Annotated in this window: 10 protein-coding genes; 5 read left to right on the forward strand and 5 right to left on the reverse strand. The window is 60.9% G+C overall.

Annotated elements, in window-relative coordinates:
- The first annotated feature begins 91 nt into the window (after positions 1-91).
- Entirely contained in the window at positions 92-1,036 is a 945-nt protein-coding gene (locus OHL12_RS04700; protein WP_263412671.1) for a LysR family transcriptional regulator, read from the forward strand.
- Positions 1,037-1,081: 45 nt separating this feature from the next.
- On the opposite strand, the gene OHL12_RS04705 is transcribed toward OHL12_RS04700, so the two are convergent.
- Positions 1,082-4,288, reverse strand: a complete 3,207-nt coding sequence (locus tag OHL12_RS04705; RefSeq protein WP_263412672.1) for an alpha-L-rhamnosidase — start codon at positions 4,286-4,288, stop codon at positions 1,082-1,084.
- A 151-nt stretch (positions 4,289-4,439) separates the two neighbouring features.
- A complete protein-coding gene (locus OHL12_RS04710; RefSeq protein WP_263412673.1) occupies positions 4,440-4,955 on the reverse strand; it encodes a VIT1/CCC1 transporter family protein in 516 nt (171 codons plus the stop codon).
- 134 nt (positions 4,956-5,089) lie between these two features.
- On the opposite strand from OHL12_RS04710, the gene OHL12_RS04715 reads away from it, so the two are divergent.
- The 4 genes from OHL12_RS04715 (at position 5,090) to OHL12_RS04730 (ending at position 12,184) form a co-directional block, all read left to right on the forward strand.
- Positions 5,090-6,559 (forward strand): sensor domain-containing diguanylate cyclase, encoded by a 1,470-nt coding sequence (locus OHL12_RS04715; RefSeq protein ID WP_263412674.1) that lies wholly within the window; start codon positions 5,090-5,092, stop codon positions 6,557-6,559.
- A 110-nt stretch (positions 6,560-6,669) separates the two neighbouring features.
- Positions 6,670-7,899 (forward strand): cation:proton antiporter, encoded by a 1,230-nt coding sequence (locus tag OHL12_RS04720; protein WP_263412675.1) that lies wholly within the window; start codon positions 6,670-6,672, stop codon positions 7,897-7,899.
- Between the two features lie 257 nt (positions 7,900-8,156).
- A complete protein-coding gene (locus OHL12_RS04725; RefSeq protein WP_263412676.1) occupies positions 8,157-9,806 on the forward strand; it encodes a two-component system sensor histidine kinase NtrB in 1,650 nt (549 codons plus the stop codon).
- A gap of 833 nt (positions 9,807-10,639) precedes the next feature.
- Positions 10,640-12,184 (forward strand): CRTAC1 family protein, encoded by a 1,545-nt coding sequence (locus OHL12_RS04730; protein ID WP_451923605.1) that lies wholly within the window; start codon positions 10,640-10,642, stop codon positions 12,182-12,184.
- 34 nt (positions 12,185-12,218) lie between these two features.
- Here OHL12_RS04730 and OHL12_RS04735 read toward each other — a convergent pair whose 3' ends face one another.
- From OHL12_RS04735 to OHL12_RS04745, 3 genes are all read right to left on the reverse strand, one after another.
- Positions 12,219-13,688 (reverse strand): tetratricopeptide repeat protein, encoded by a 1,470-nt coding sequence (locus tag OHL12_RS04735; RefSeq protein ID WP_263412678.1) that lies wholly within the window; start codon positions 13,686-13,688, stop codon positions 12,219-12,221.
- Between the two features lie 223 nt (positions 13,689-13,911).
- Positions 13,912-14,880 (reverse strand): tetratricopeptide repeat protein, encoded by a 969-nt coding sequence (locus tag OHL12_RS04740; protein ID WP_263412679.1) that lies wholly within the window; start codon positions 14,878-14,880, stop codon positions 13,912-13,914.
- Between the two features lie 149 nt (positions 14,881-15,029).
- Entirely contained in the window at positions 15,030-16,781 is a 1,752-nt protein-coding gene (locus OHL12_RS04745) for a CRTAC1 family protein (protein ID WP_263412680.1), read from the reverse strand.
- Between the last annotated feature and the right edge of the window lie 34 nt (positions 16,782-16,815).

A 16,815-nucleotide genomic window follows, 5' to 3' on the forward strand; every position in this document is an offset into this window, starting at 1 on the left:
AGAAGGCCCGCAGTGTGTTTCGTTCCATCCTTTGTTCCGGCAGAGCCCATCGGTTTTTCCGCTCAATCTGAGAGTTACACTGCTTTGGACGATGGAGCTACGACATCTCAGATATTTCGTTGCGGTGGCAGAAACCGGCGGTTTCAGCGCAGCTTCTCGCGCTCTGCACGTGTCACAGTCGGCCATCAGTGAACAGATTGCGGACCTGGAGGACGAAGTCGAGGTCCCGCTGCTTCATCGGAAAAATCGAACAACCACACTGACGGCCTACGGCGAAGTCTTCCTGGAGCGGTCGCGCGACATCCTCCGCATGTCAGAGCAAGCCATTCAATTGACTCGCAGTGCGTACCGAGGCGAGACGGGTCGCCTGACCATAGGTTTTTTCGTCGGCGGTGTCCGTCACTGGTTCCCGCAGTGGATTCGCCAGTTCCGCAGGCGTTATCCATCCGTCACGGTTTCGCTCGTCGAGATGCCACCGACCGCGCAACACGCCGCTCTGCTGAGCGGAACCATCGACGTGGCGTTCACTCGACCCGTGCCCGCCGCCCTGCGATCTGACCTCCGTACCGAGCAGCTCTACAGCGAAGATCTGGTCGCCGTGCTTCCGCGACAGCACAGCATGGCCGCTATGAAGAACCTGAAAATGCGCGAACTGGAAGGGCAGCGTTTTGTCATGAACGAGCGCGCCAACTCGCCAGCCGTTTTCGACAAGGTGCTTTCGTTGTGTGCCGATGCGGGCTTTTCGCCACAGATTGTGACCCAGGCTTCGGTCTCCTCCGGAGTGATCGCCCTGGTGGAGGCGGGCGAGGGAATCGGCGTACTGCCCCGCGGCTCGGAGCAGCTTGGATCGCACGATGTCGTGTTCACGCCGCTCGCAGACGAGGGTGCCACCGTTGACCTAGTGATGGCGTGGCCGGCCAGACGCGATGATGCTGTGCTGCACCAGTTCGTCGAACTGGTGCGCAGCGCCGTACGAAGCAAGGCCTTCCCCGCCAGAACTGCAGTGAAACGAGCTTCACGACAGGACGCTCCCTAGCACGTCGCAAGCATAAGAGGCGCAGCCGTGGGACGGCCTTGAGGTCTATCGGGAAACGAAGCTGGTCTGCCCCGATCCGATCTCGGCCGTCGCTCCCGGCAGCGGCGATCCATCCTGCAGGTAGTGGCCCTCGGGTGCTGCCGGCAAACGCACCGTTGCCGTGGTATTTGCGGGCAGTCGCACCGTCATGGCAAAGCTTCCATCCGCGCTTCGCGTCCAGTCCGTCACCACGGTGCCGTATGGCGAATCGAACTCAGTGCGGGCATGGGCCAGCGCCGCGTCGATCACCGGCGCGATCACCAGGTGATGGTAGCCGGGGTGCTGTTCGTCCGTTGCTATGCCGGACACGCGGCTGTACACCCACGCCATCACCGAGCCAAACGCGTAGTGGTTGTAGGAGTTCATGCCCGGATCGCCCGTGTCCCCATTCCAGCGCTCCCACCAGGTCGTCGCTCCCTTGCGAACCATGTATCCCCACGAGGGATAGGTATCGCTGAGCAGCAGTTGATAGGCCACGTCGCCGCGGCCCTCGCGATCGAGCACGGTAAGCAGGAACGGCGTTCCGAGGAAGCCGGTCGTCAGATGATTGCCGTGGCTCTGGATGTCTGCCACGAGACGCCGGACCATTGCGGCGCGCTCCGCAGGTTCCGCCATGCCCGTATACAGCGAAAGCACGTACGCGGTCTGAGTATTGCCCGTAACTCCACCTTCTTTGCCGATGTAAGCGGAACGATAGCTGGCGCGCAGCCTGCGATACAGCGCGGCATACCGATCGGCTTCATCAGTCCGTTGCGTCGCGCGCGCCATCGCCTCCATTTGCCTTGTGATTAAGGCCCAGTAGGCCGTAGCCACCAGATCCGACGGCGTATGTGGATCGGGTGCAAGCCAATCTGCGTAATTGGGTCCCAGGTCCTTCCGGCGCAGACCGTCCGGGTTGGATCGCTCGATGAATTGCATCCATCGCTCCATCGCGTCCCAGTTACGGTCGATCACGCTGCGGTCGCCATACTGCTGCCAAGTCGCGTACGGAACCAGAACGCCCGCGTCGCCCCACCCAGGCGCGCCGGTTCCTTCCGGCCCTACCCGCAGCAGGTTGGGCGAAATGTTCATGAAAACTCCGCGCGCATCCTGCGCATCGGTCACATCGTCCATGAACTTACGTGAGAACGCGTCGATGTCGTAGTTGTACGATCCCGTTCGCCAAAACACTCCGGCATCGCCCATCCAGCCCATGCGCTCGTCGCGTTGCGGGCAGTCTGTGGGTATGGAAACGAAGTTGCCGCGCTGTCCCCACAGGCCAAGCTGAAACATGCCGTTCAGCAGCGTGCTCGAGCTGCTGAAGCGCATGGAAGGGGACTGCGGCAGGCTGTTCTCCACCTCTCCAACGATGGTGTCTAGCCCGGCGTCCGCGGCAAGTCCATCAACCTGCACATAGCGGAAGCCGTGGAAGGTGAAGACCGGCGTCCACTCTTCCCATCCGCCGCCGCGCAGGGTGTACTCGTCCGTTGCATCGGCGTTGCGTAGATTCTCGGTGTACACCGTGCCATCGGGCTGCAGGCGCTCCGCAAAGCGCAGGCGAATGGTGCGGCCGCGTTCGCCGCGAACCCGCAGGCGCACCACTCCCACCATGTTCTGGCCCATGTCGAAGACCTTGGCAGAGGTTTGCGCGCCGGCAACCTGCACGTCCTTCACCGCGACCGGCTTCAGCGATTGCTCCACGTGCGGAGGCAGGTCGGCTTCGGCAGTAATTGCAATCTGCTGCGGAGCATCGCCAACCTGAACAGGTTGCCAACCGGCGGTGTTCGTGAACGGCTGCCGATTCCAGCCATTCTGCGCAAGCCGCGCATCGTAACTTTCCCCGCCATAGATTTCCGAAGAGTCGGTGGCATCGCGGGCTCCCATCCAGCTTGCGTCGGTAACAACAGTCTGCCGGTGACCATCGCGCAACGTCAGTACGAGTTCGGCTCGGACCATATCCGGGCCGGGATAGTCGCGCAAGCCAGCCCACAGCAGCGGGCTGCTGTGCCATCCCCCACCCAACTGGATGCCGAACGCATTTCTGCCGGAGTGGACCAGGTCGGTGACATCGTAGGTCTGGTAGAGCACACGTTTGTGGAAGTCGGTGAAGCCTGGCGTGAGCACATCATGGCCAACGGCAACACCGTTCAGCGACGCGCGGTAGGCACCCAGCGCGGTGATGTAAAGCCGCGCGGAGAGCACACCTGCAGGCGCGCTGAACCCTTTCCGCAACAGCGAGACCTCCGTCGAAATTCGGTCGGGAGCTGCAATCATCTTTCGACGGTCAGAACCCGTGCTGACCTGCAAAGAGCTGAGCGGACCGACAACATCGGCGGCCTGCCACGCGGCACCCGAGCCAGAGCGCGCCTGCCACGCTCCATCTGTCACCACGGTTCGTGTGCGCTTGTTCGCCTCCCGCAGGAAGATCGCCGCCGCGAAGGCGTTCGCATTGGTTGCAGCATCGTGAATGCCACGAGCGGTAGTGTGAACGACGATCTCGTTATCGCCGCTCGCACCGGCACCGAAGCGCAAAGCACGCAGAATGTTTTCGCGGTCGAACGAACTCCAATCCTGCTTGTGGCCGGTCGTCTGGCCGTTGACCTCTGCGGTGAAGGTGCCGCCCGAAAGGCAATGGAGCACCGCGGATTCGGGCTCGCTGTCCAGATGAAGGGTGAGCCGAAAGTCCGCCTGCTGATGATCCGCAACGGCTCGCGGATCGCCTTGGGGCAGCCACAGCCACCGGATATTCTGAATGGCTTGTCGTTCGACAGGATCGTCGTATCGAATCCAGCGGGCCTGCCACGCGCTACCCATCAGCCCTGTTTCCCACCAGGCGTGTTCGGCGGAGACCTGTTCCACGTGCGCCTGGTCCCAGGTATGGACACGCCAGTAATATCGTGTGCGCGGTTGCAGCGGCTTGCCACGGTAGCCGATGCCCAGAGACTCATCGGAAGCGACCTGTCCGCTGTCCCACAGGTCGGCTTTGCCAGCCGCAAGAGCTGCCGCGGTAGTTGCCACCTCGATGCGGTACGCGGTCTGCCGCCAGTTCTTCGCGGTGTCGTCGCTTTGCCAGGAGAACGTAGGTTGCGACTCATCCACACCGAGCGGATTGCTTCGGGCGTCGACTCGCAGGTACATCGGCTTGGCCTGCGACGAACTCACCACGCTCCCCATCAGCAACACGGCCATTACGTTGATCAAGCCGAGGGGAAGAGAAAACCGAAAGGTGCGCATACTGCCTCCGCTGGCTCGTTCTGGGAGCCCATGCTGACACACGCCTGGCCAGGTTCACGTACCGGCCGCTGAAGGCGATTGCAACCTCGCCATCATAGGGTCTTCCACTGTGTTTGAGACAGCGGTTTGCCGAGGCTCGCAGCGCTGGGGGCTACGACTGGCCGATCAGCACCCCTGACAAAAAGACGAGAGCTCCACCAAGGATGACCTGCACGCAGGATCTCAAAAAAGGCGTCTGCATGAAGCGGAAGCGCACCCAGGAGATCGCGATCAGCTCCAGGCCGACCACCGCGTATGCCAACTCCAGCGCCACATGCAGGTTGTTCACGAGGAAGGGGAGAGTGTGGAGGAAACCGCCGAGGAACGTCATGACACCGGTGATGACGCCGCGAATCACCGGCTTGCCGCGGCCCGTAAGCTCGCCGTTATCGGATAGGCCTTCGGAGAAGGCCATGGAGATGCCCGCACCTACGGCGGAGGCGGCACCGATGAGAAAAGCGGTGTGTGCCTGATGCGTCGCGAAAGCCGTGGCGAAGATGGGTGCCAGCGTGGAAACGGAGCCGTCCATCAGTCCCGCCAGTCCGGGCTGCACCACGCGGAGCACAAATGCGGGCTCGTCCTGAAGCAGTTCGCGGAAACTCTCCATCGGCTGCGATTGCTGTTCCATACCTGCAAGGATGCCGCCCTGGTCTCCGGAAGAAGTACGACTGCGTCAGTCTGAGAAGCCACAGATCTCCCACCGTTTTGTGCTGTGAATTTTCCAACTTTGGCCGCCGTTCCACCTTTCGTACACTGCAGAAGATGTTTGAACCGCCCCTCGATCCCGCAACCAATATGCCTGGCCAGAATGAGGAGCAGCGCCTTCGCGCGCTGTACGAACAAGAGCTTCTGGATACTGCGCCGGAGTCCGAGTTTGACGAGGCTGTAAGTGTTGCGGCCGCGATCTGCGGCGCCGCTTCCGCCGTCGTGAACCTGCTGGATCGCGACCGGCAGTGGTTCAAAGCGCGAACGGGGATCGACTATGACCAGACGCCACGTAACGGAGCCCTGTGCAATCACCTGATTGGCACGGACGACCTGCTAGTAATTCCGGACGCGATCGCCGACCCGCGATTCATGTCCAATCCCTTCGTTGTCGGAGAGCCGGGTATTCGCTTCTACGCCGCAATGCCGCTCAACACGCGGGAAGGATTCACACTCGGTTCGCTCTGCGTGATGGACCGAGAGCCGCGGGTGCTGAACGCTGGTCAGCAGGACGCCTTGCGGGCACTAGGCAGGCAGGTCGCCGCACAGATCGAACTTCGATCCAGCCTGCACAAACTGCGGGACAGAGTGGCCGAAAAAGACCGTGCCGAACGCGATTTGAGGGAGCGCAATCGGCTCTTCAGCGCTTTCATGGATCACAGCCCTGCCATCGGTTTCATCAAGGATGCGAGTGGCCGGTTCATCTACTACAACAAGCTCTTCTGTGAACGCTTCGCCGTTTCTCAGACCGAGTGGATCGGCAAGAGCGTCTTCGACCTGTTTCCCCCGGAGTTCGCGACCGCATACCACGAGAACGACCTGGCCGTGCTCACATCTGGCGTGCCGAAGGTGATTGAGGAAACTTCGCCTGGGCCCGACGGTTCCATCATGTACTGGCGATCGCACAAGTTCCGGGTCGAGACGGAGGACGGCACCTGCCTCCTCGGAGGCCTCTCGCTCGACGTCAGTTCGGAGCAGGAAGCGGTATCGCGCTTGCGCAAGCTGCATGCAGACCTGACTGCGGCAAACGTTGAGCTCGCGGAGCTTTCCACGACCGACGCACTGACAGGGCTGAGCAATCGGCGCGCTTTGGATGAGCGCTTGTCCCGGCAGTTGCAGGCCACAACAAGCGCTGCATTCATCCTGCTCGACCTGGATCATTTCAAGGCGTTGAACGATACCTATGGTCATCCCTTCGGGGACTCTGTTCTGCAGACAACAGCGCGACTGCTCAAGTCGGCATGCCGCGCACCGGATTGCGTCGCTCGCATGGGAGGCGAAGAATTTGCCATTCTCCTGGTCAACGCAGACGGAAATAGGGCAATGGAGATCGCAGAGCGGTTGCGGCAGACGGTAGAGCAACATCCATGGACGGAACGGCCCGTCACCGCTTCGTTCGGCGTCACTCTCTGCTCGCCATCCAAGAGCGTGACCCAGACTCTGGCGGAGGCGGACCAGGCCCTCTATCAGGCGAAAGCAGCCGGCCGAAACCGGGTGTGCTCGTTCGATTCTCCAGTCGCGTCGTGACGTTCAGGCGAGACGAAGAACTACGACGCGCGCGCAAGCGCACCAGACCTCGCGACTCGCTGTGACCGGCCTTTGCTGAATCAGCTCTCGATTTTCCATATCATCGCGGCATGCTCACAGTTGCAGCCACGGTGGTTGTACTCGCCGCCGCCTTTGGCCTGATCAGCGTCCGTTGGCTGCGTTTGCCGATCGTAGTCGGCACCATGCTTCTCACGGTCCTGTCCTCGGTCGGCCTATTGGCCTTGAGTGGAGCAGTCCCGTCGCTCCGGCAGGCAGCGCTCCATTCCTTCGGCCAACTGAACTATGAAGCGTTCATGCTGCATGGCTTTCTTGCTCTCCTGCTGTTCGCGGGCGCGTTCCTTCTTGACATCGAGAGCCTGTGGGAAGAACGCGTCGCGATCGTCATCCTGTCGGTCTTTGCCACGGTCATCTCGACGTTACTTGTAGGTTGCGGCATCCGGTACTGCGCTCCCTGGACGGGCTTCCATCCCTCATGGATCCAGGCGCTCCTCTTTGGCGCTGTCATCTCACCCACCGACCCCATCGCCGTGCTTGAGATGCTGCGTCGCGTCGCCGCGCCTCGATGGCTACAGGCGCAGCTTGCCGGAGAGAGCCTCTTCAACGATGGCGTTGCTGCCGTGCTCTTCATCACGTTGCTCGGTATCGCGGAGCAGGGCAGAGCGCCGTCTGTTCCTGCGGTCGTGAGCCACTTGCTCATCCAATCCGGCGGCGGACTGGCGTTGGGTTGCGTGCTGGCTTGGCCGGTGGCCCGCCTGATGCGCGCGGTAGATGCTTACCAGATCGACATCCTTATGACCCTCTCGCTCGCTCTCGGGGGTTATGCCGTTGCGGAGCATCTACACGTTTCAGCGCCACTGGAAGCCGTTGCGGCCGGCCTTGCTTTGCGATGGGAAAGCCGGCGCAATCCGAACAACATCGCGAGGGAAGAGATCGAGCACTTCTGGAGCGCCATAGACGAGGTGCAGAACTCCGTGCTTTTCGTGTTAATGGGCCTGCAGTGCCTGGTGGTCGCCTACAGCCGCGGCTTTCTACTGCTGGGCGGTGTTTCGATCGTGGTCGTGAACGTTGCGCGCTTTGCTTCCGTCGCATGCGCGCTCTTAGCGTTGCGACTGATCCAACCACACAGGCGAAGCTCGCTTGCCGTTCTCTCTTGGGGAGGCCTGCGTGGCGGGCTATCCATCGCTCTCGCCCTTAGCCTTCCGTTTGCTTTGGGCCGCGAATGGATCCTGGCGACCACGTTTATTGTGGTCACGTTTTCCATCGTGATCAAAGGAGGTTCGATGGACATCTTCCTGAAACGCTTCGCTCCGCAGGACTAAACCGCTCTCAGGCTTGCGGCTCATAGGGCATGCACTCCAATCGGCAGACAACAGTTCCTCAGGTCGACCCTCTATGTCCTAGTGAGCTAGATACTGCACTTTGTAGCTCTACTGCAAAGGCGAATCAGGCTTCGCTGCTTGCCGACAACGACGTCGTCAAGGCCGGTGAAACGGATCTGTCCTGCAATCCTGGCCTGCAAAATCGCGTTGCGGCCTTCTCTTGCGCAATCCTCGCGGATGGTGTTCACATCGATGCCATGAACGAGCCAGCGGAACTCCAAGGTCGTAAAACCGGCGAGTTGCGTCGTGGGCCCTTGGCCGACAGACCTCCCGAGGCATTTGGAGCGACCGCATCCGCCGACTTCCAACGGCTTCTAAACGAGCAGCGCGATCGCTTCGAGTTCTCGACGGCCGCGTCTGATATCGGCTACTGGTTCTGCGATCTGCCCTTTGACAAGCTGATATGGGACAGCCGCGTGAAGCGGCACTTTTGGCTCGCACCAGATACTGAAGTCGACATCCACCTCTTCTATCGCCAGATTCATCCTGACGATCGCGAGCCGACCCGCCAGGCTATCGAGACGTCCATCAACTCTCACAACCGATACGACATTGAGTACCGAACCGTTTCGCCAGAAGGAGAGATTCGCTGGATTCGCGCGATCGGGCGTACCGCTTATGATTCGAACGGCCGAGCCATTCGGTTCGATGGCGTGACGCAGGATGTGACCGAACTGAAAGTCGCGCAGCAGGCATTGGACGCGGAACGGCAAAGGTTGACCGCGGTCTTCCAAAACGTTCCGATCGGTCTCGTCTTCGCTGAAGCAGACGGCCGGGTCATCAGCGGCAATCCGCAGGCGGAGCGCACGTTCCGGTTTGCTCCGGAAACCTCTGAGCAGCCCAGACCACACGAAGGTTGGAACCTCTTCGATGCGGAGGGACAACGAGTTCCCGGCAGCGAACTTCCACTATGCCGCGCCCTCGAAGACGGCGGCACGCACCGTGCTGAGTACCTGGCATGTGCCGAAGACGGTACGTTAAAGTGGGTGGAGCTTACCGGTGCACCCATCTTCGATGTAGAAGGGAACATCTCGGGCGGCATTGTCGCGAGCGTGGATATCGACGCCCGCAAGCGCGCGGAGCAGGCGCTGTTGCGCAGCGAGAAACTGGCTGCGGTGGGTCGGCTGGCGTCCACCATCGCCCACGAGATCAACAATCCGCTCGAGTCCGTCGTCAATCTGGTTTATCTCATCCAGCAGTTGGCCAAGGACCCGGTGCTCCAGGCTTACGCGCAGACCGCACAGGAGGAGCTTGCGCGCGTCTCGCACATCGTGACCCACAGTCTCCGCTTCAATCGTCAGACCAACGCGCCCCACGCGGAACGCATCTCTCGGCTGATCGAATCCGCGGTAGCTATCTATGAACCGCGCATCACTCGTTCTGGTTCAACGCTGATGCGCGACTACGCCGAAGACGACGTCGCATTGTGCCTGCCGTCCGAACTTCGCCAAGTCTTTTCCAACCTGATCGGCAATGCCTTCGACGCGATCAAAGGGCGCGGCATCATCCGCATCCGCACTCGCCTGGTCCATGGCCCTGCAGATGAGCGATGCGTTCGCGTGACCGTCGCTGACAGCGGCTGTGGCATGGACGAGGCCGCCAGGACCCGGCTGTTCGAAGCTTTCTTCTCCACCAAGGGCGATAACGGCACTGGGCTCGGGCTCTGGATCTCCAACGAGATCCCTTCCAGGCACTCGGCAAAGATTCGCGTTCGCAGCAGTCAACAAGCCGGTCGCACGGGAACAACCTTCTGCATCTGGCTTCCCATTCACCCGGAGGTCACCAGCTACGTTCCCGACGAGAGCATTCGCAGCGCTGCGCTCCAGCCCGTGCACAGCGCTTCCTGATGAGGCATACTCGCTCGGCTTGGACGATTCGTAGGCCGTCAAGAGACGCTTTCACACGGTTTCGTCAAAGGGAAGCGATCGGCATGACTCACGACCGATCCGGGTCAATAAAGCGCTCTCGCTCCAAGCCGCTCGGTCGCCGTGAACAACTGCATGGCTTGTGGACTCATGCAGAGTGGAACGGACCTGCCGTTACGGAGCGCTCGCATCCCGCGATCGCTTCATCCCTAGGTCGGGCGGATATCACGCCGCCATATGGGCGAGACATAGCCGCAAGACTCGGATGGGCGCCACAAGTCAGCTATACAGAATATGTGTTATCGGACATAGCATGCGTGGTGCGGAGCCCGGCTCTTCCTGACCACATCCTGCTCCGGATAGCCGCCATGCGAGCGCTCAGGCATACCTAGATCGCACGTCGGCCGGCGCCTTGTCCTTACATTCAGTCGTCCAATCCTTTGCGGCCCTTGCCGTAGTGTCACCGGCCCAACGGTCCGTCGCCATCTTTGCAGCACGCGCCGGCACGTACGCACGATCCGTCGACCGCGAACGCTCGCTATTACACGGCCTACACACATCCTTCGATGGATGACACAGCAATTCCGAGAGCGGTATCATGCCTGCATTCCGTGGACCCGCTCTCCCATCTGTTCCGCTACAGCCGGCTCGCCCTCACGTGGTTCGTGGCCGTCTCCGGATGCCTGACAGCGATCGCACAGGCCCCACCCGCTGCTCCCTCCAGCAAGCCGTCGTTCACGGACGTGGCTGTGCAACGAGGCGTCCACTTCAAGGGCCAGGCGTATCACACCAGCACGAAGTACCTGATGGAGACCATGGGCTCCGGGGTCGCCGTCTTCGATTACGACAACGATGGCCTGCTCGACATCTTCTTCGTTAATGGCGCCCCGATCCCCAACCCCGCGCCCAAGGGTACGGTGCCGCAAAAGGCGTCTCCTGCCGACTGGAACCGGCTCTTTCACCAGCGCAAGGATGGGACCTTTGAGGATGTCACCGAACGCGCCGGCTTAAAAGGTGTGGGCTACGGCATGGGGGTTGCCGTAGGCGATTACGATAACGACGGTTTTGAGGACCTGTTTGTCACGTCCTACGGCGGCAATCACCTGTATCACAACAATGGCAACGGCACCTTTACGGACGTAACGGTTCACTCCGGCACAGGTGGTCCCACCACGCCTGGACAGACCTGGTCGACCTCTGCGATGTGGGTCGATCTGGACAACGACGGACGTCTGGACCTCCTGGTGCTTCGCTACGTCACTTGGGACTTCGAAGACGTGTGGTGCGGCGAACACCGCGAGGGCTACCGCTCCTACTGCCACCCGGACATCTTCCCGGTGATTCGTCCCCTTGCCTACCACAACAATGGAGATGGAACCTTCAAAGAAGTAGGCGGCGATATCGGGTTGAAGCCGGGAAAGGGCCTGGGACTGGCGCTGGCGGACTTCGATGGAGACGGCAAGGTGGACTTTGCCGTTGCAAACGACTCCATGCTGGAGTTCCTCTACCGCAACAAGGGGGACGGCACCTTCGAAGAGACCGGCCTCAACGCGGAGATCGCCGTTGACAGCGACGGCAAGACCTACGCTGGCATGGGCATCGATTTCCAGGACTATGACAACGACGGTCTGCCGGATCTCGTCATCACCAATCTCGCCAACCAGAAGTATGCGCTGTACCGCAACAACGGCGACGGCTCGTTCACCTACGACACCTACGTTTCCGGCCTGGCGCGCATGACCCTGCTGCACTCCGGCTGGGGCATCCACTTTTTCGATTACGACAACGATGGCTTGAAGGACCTGCTGATCACGCAGGGGCACGACCTCGATACGGTCCAACTGAACTTCCCACAGCTTCACTACAAAGAGCCGATGCTCCTGGCGCGCAACGAAGGATCCGGCAAGTTCGTCGACGTCTCGCGGGAAGCAGGACCAGCTTTCCAGGAACCCTGGGTCGGACGCGGTATGGCCATCGGCGATCTCGACAACGATGGCCGTCTCGACGCCGTTGTCTCTACGAACGACGGACCTGCCCACATCCTGCATAACGAGACGGCATCAACGAATCACTGGATCACGCTGCTGCTGGTCGGGCACCGCTCCAACCGGGATGCGATCGGAGCGCAGGTAAAGGTGACAACCGCCAAGGCGTCGCAGTTCTTTACGGTATCGACCGCCGGCTCGTACCTTTCGGCCAGTGACAAGCGGCTTCATTTCGGGCTTGGCTCAGAGCAGACGATTCAGCGCATCCATATCCGCTGGCCAAGCGGAATCGAACAGGATCTGACAAACGTCGCTACAGACCGGCAGCTCACCATCGACGAGCCCACCAGCACGAAATCCCCTGCGAAACCCTAGCGGCCGCTTCCTTTCCCAAAGATAGTCGACCTGTCTAGTGGCGTGAACATCCCTGGCGGGAGATCACCTGTAGCTCTTGGCGTGCCTTGATGGAAGCAGGGCTGAACTTCAGCACCGTTTCGAGCGCGGTTCGGGCATCCGCGGCATTCCCCAGGATGCAATCCGCAACGGCCAAGTTGATACCAATCGCTTCCTGGTCCTCTGCGCGCGCAAAGATCTTCGCCCACATTTTCTGCGCCGTATCCATGTCGCCCTCTCGCGCCAGGATCAGCGCCAGATCACTCGCCGCTTGCACCTCTTCTGCCCTGCCCTTCAGAGCCTCGCGGTAGATCGTCTCCGCATCCTTCCATCGGCCCTGGGCCTGGTAGATAGCGGCAAGCGTGATGCCGACGTCACTGTCTGACGGATCTTTCGCCCATGCTTCTGACAAGTTAGAGAAAGCGGCCGGAGCCCAGCGTGCCTCCCCTTTCAACACCAGGTTGTAATACGCCAGTCCAAGCTCCCGGGCCGTCACGGTCTCTCCATCCAGCGCAGGTACCACGGCAGTCGAACTCGACCCGGTGCTTTCGCCAAGCTGCGGCAATTTCAGAATGCGGTGATCGGTCCACGCGACGTGCGGAGTATCGCTAATCTCCGCCTTCGGCATGTGGCATGACGTGCAGTCCGGGTTCTCCGGATGGTGGCTCGTCGCAAACGTAGCACCGGTATGGCAGGCCAGACATTTCGCCCGATAGAACGACGCCCGCTGCGCCGGTTCGGGATGGAAATGCGGGTCGTGACAACTCATGCACGACATGTGATCGCCGCTGCGCCGCTTGCATACGCTCTGGTTCAGTTGCTCGATCTCGGTCACACTTCGTCCTGAGTTACTGGGCACGACGAAGTATGCCAGGTACTTCCGGATGTCATCGCCCGGCTTGTATTGCGTGACGGACTTACCATGAAGCTCGACGCTGGTATCCCCTTCCAGATGACAACTGATGCATACCGAATCGCGAGCCGGCGCCGAGAGTTTGGCAGGGTTCAACGCCGGCTGTTTGCCTTTACTCAGAACATGCTGCGAGGTGTCGCCGTGGCACTGTTCGCACGTGATGCCGCCATGCAAAAACGGCAAACCGGCGAACCTGTTGCCACCACCGGGCAGCGGTTCCTGAACGTCGCTCATGTGGCAGCGCATACAGCGCGCGTTCATGGGCAATGCCGAGGGTACCGACGACACATCCGCCAGGCCCGGTGCCATGGCATAACCGCGGAGCGAAGAATGGTACGCAACCGGCGACTCGAGCAGGTAGCCGTCGATCGAGTACAGATAGGTCCGTCCGAGCTTACCGGAGCCCAGGTAGTACAGCAGAGATTGCCGAGCAGCAATGCCGCGTGTTGGCACCTCATAGCTCAGCACGGCACCGTCCGGCTCAGCTCCCACCCGGTATGTGGCTCCCGAACGTGCGTGCGTGAAAACGCCCGGTATCAGCCCGTCGCTTGCCACTCCGCTGGCGTTTGCCATAGGAGTCCGAAGATACTCATCCACGATCGCCTGATGGCAGTTCCTGCAAACCGCGTCGGCCGAGCTCACAGGCGTTGGGCCCGGCGGAGCAGATCGGGGCGCGGTGCCCTGATAGCGGCATGAACCGCCGGCCGCGACACCCCCAAGAGCGTTAGGAGGATCACCAGAAGACCGAGGATCGCAAATGGGAGCGCCCAACGCCTGAGCACGCCTGTTCTCCTGCTCATTGGGGTACTTCGGCCCTGCGACCATCCGCATTCGGCGTGGTGGTGCTGGAATGAGATCCGGCAAGTTTTTGAACAATTGCGAACTGTTGGTCTGCTTCCGGAGCCTTGCCGGCCGCGCGATAGGCTCGCCCAAGAAAATAGTGCGGCTGCTCCGCAGACGGTGCCAGCGCAGCCGCTGTCTTCAGCGCAACGATCGCCTCATCAGGGCGTTTCAATTCGAGGAGCGTGCGGCCAAGTTCCAGGAAGACAGTCGGGTTGCCGGGCGAAAGCGCGGCCGCCCGTTGCAACTGCGGCAAAGCTTGGTCAGCATGCCCTTGAGCGCGGTCGAGCACGCCAAGATCCAGGTAAGGCTGGGCATCAGGTGTGTGCTTCTTCTCGGCCCAATCGATTGCCGTTTGGTACGCAGCACGAGCAAGGTCCGGCCGCTGCAATCGCTCATAGGCAAGGCCCAGGTTGTACTCAGCCTTCGGGTCTTCCGGGATCACCGTCAGGCTGTGCTGGAACGACTCAACTGCGGCAGCGTTCTGCTCTAGGTTGTACTGCGTGCGCCCCAGCAGGTACCAGGTCTGCACATCCACCGGCTCTGTTCTGGTGGCCCGTTCTAGCCAACGCTCAGCGTCGGCATAGTCCTTCAGCAGGATGTAGTCCGATGCAACGCCGACGAACTCACTCGACGTCGGGTTCCGCAACTTCGCCGCAGCGGTGTACTCCTTCAAGGAGGCGTCTGGCTCATTATCGCGAAGCAGAGTGTAAGCCAGTAGATAGTGCGCGTTCGCGCAGGCTGCATTCGCAGAGATGTTCTGCCGCAACGAGTCTGCGGCCGCTTTCCAGTTCTGCTGCATCATCAGGCTTCGAGCTTCTACCAGCGAAGGACAGGCCGCAGCGGTGGGCTGCTGAGCAAATGCAGAAACCGTTGCAGCCGCGATCATGACAACGTAAAACCACCCTGCCAAAGCGAACGGCACCGAACGTCTAGGCCTGGCCTTGTAGTCCGACATACCCCATGACCATTGCCATGAACAGAGCGAGTTGAGCTTAGCCGCACTTCCGTCCACGAGTTCGCATGCAGCTTGTGCCTGCACCCGATCTTCTGCGTTGATGGACATAGGCGATTTCACTTCGATGTAGCCTGAGGGCGAGCTGTTCTCTCCCCTTCCACGATCGTATAGATGTGATCTGCCGCAAGGCCAGAGAAAGACTGGTGGCTGTGATCTGGCCAGGTAATCTCCACAGACTCGACCGTCGTAGCATCTCCTAACCCAAAGAAGACACGCGGATCGCTGGATGAGGCGAAGCTGCCCCCGCATAGCACATCACGCCTCAGGTGCAATGGCCCGGCCACCAACGTCACGCGAGCTCCGATCGCCTCGCGGTTCGACTTTCCGGTGCCACGTAAGCTGAACTCAATCCAGTGATGCCGATCGGAAGAAACATTCCGCAGCAACGTCGGCGGACCTTCCAGGTTGTTGATTACGACGTCGATCCTGCCTTTGTTGAAGAGATCACCGAAGGCGGCGCCTCGACCCGTGATCGCCTGCGCTAAACCACTTCCTTCCACAGCTTCGACTGGCCGGAACTTAGCGTTTCCGGCATTGCGAAACAGCAGCGGGCGTTGTGCGAAGCTGGTGCCCCATTGCTGCTGGTCCACTTGGGGGTAAACGTGCCCATTGACGAAGAACAGGTCCTCCAGCCCATCTCGATCGAAGTCTGCAAAACCTACGCCCCACCCCAGGAAAGGTGTACTCAAGTCGGCGATCCCCGCCTTTGCGCTGATGTCGCTGAAGCTGAGGCCGCCATCCCCCTCATACAACAGCTTGTAATCGTCCGAAAAGTTTGTCAGGGCTAAGCCAAGGTTGCCACTGTTCTTGAAATCCGCGGCGGCGACCCCCATCGTCGCGGTTTCGCGGCCCTGCCCGTTCACCGCAAACCCCGACTCGAAGCTCTCGTCCTGGAATGTGCCGTTGCCCATATTCTGGTAAAGGTAGTTTGGAGTTGAGTCGTTGCCGACAAGCAGCTCCGGCAGACCGTCCCCATCCAAATCGACGAAGAGTGATGCCAGCCCGTAGTAGCCAGGTTTGTCGGCAACGTGAGCTTGCTCGCTTACCTCAACGAAGGTTCCATCGCCCCTGTTGCGGAATAGATGGTCAGGCGCGCCCAGCAGACCACGCGGACCGCAGAACGTAGCCACGCCACGGAAGGTACAGGTATTCGCAGCAACGCTGTTCGAGCCTGGCTGCGGTAGCTTCGCGAAATCGAACGCCGTGTACCCGGGAACGAACAGGTCGAGCAATCCGTCCCCGTCAAAGTCCCCTGCGGTTGCACCCGTCGACCACCCTCCCAGGGCAACACCCGCGCTCTCGGCAATGTCCGTGAAGGTTCCGTTCCGGTTGTTGTGATACAGCCGGTTCTTGCCAAGATTGGTGACGTAGAGGTCGGGCCAGCCATCGTTGTCGAAGTCGGCCGCGATCGCGCCAACGCCCCAGCGATCGTTCGCCACACCGGCGGACCGGGTCACGTCCGTAAAGGTCCCGTCGTGATTGTTGCGGAACAGCGCGGCGTGCGCAGACACTGCTCTACCCTCCAACGCTTCCACCGTTGAGCCGTTCACCAGGTAGATGTCCAGCCAGCCGTCGCCATCGAAGTCGAGAAGCGCGACTCCGCTTCCCAGCGACTCGGAGATCAGGGTGCGTTTCGTGCTACCGACGTGATGCTGCCAGCTGGCCAGTCCGGCGGCGCGCGTCACATCCTCAAACACCGCTTCGCCAGCCGCGACGTATCCGCCAGCAGTGATCGGACGATGACGCGCATCGTAAGTGGGCGCGTGTGCCTCTCCTGTGCTGGCTCCTCCGCCGGTTTGTGCATGCACGAGCGCATACCCCACGCAGCCCAGCAACAGGATG

This window comes from Terriglobus aquaticus (assembly GCF_025685415.1).
GTDB lineage: Bacteria > Acidobacteriota > Terriglobia > Terriglobales > Acidobacteriaceae > Terriglobus > Terriglobus aquaticus.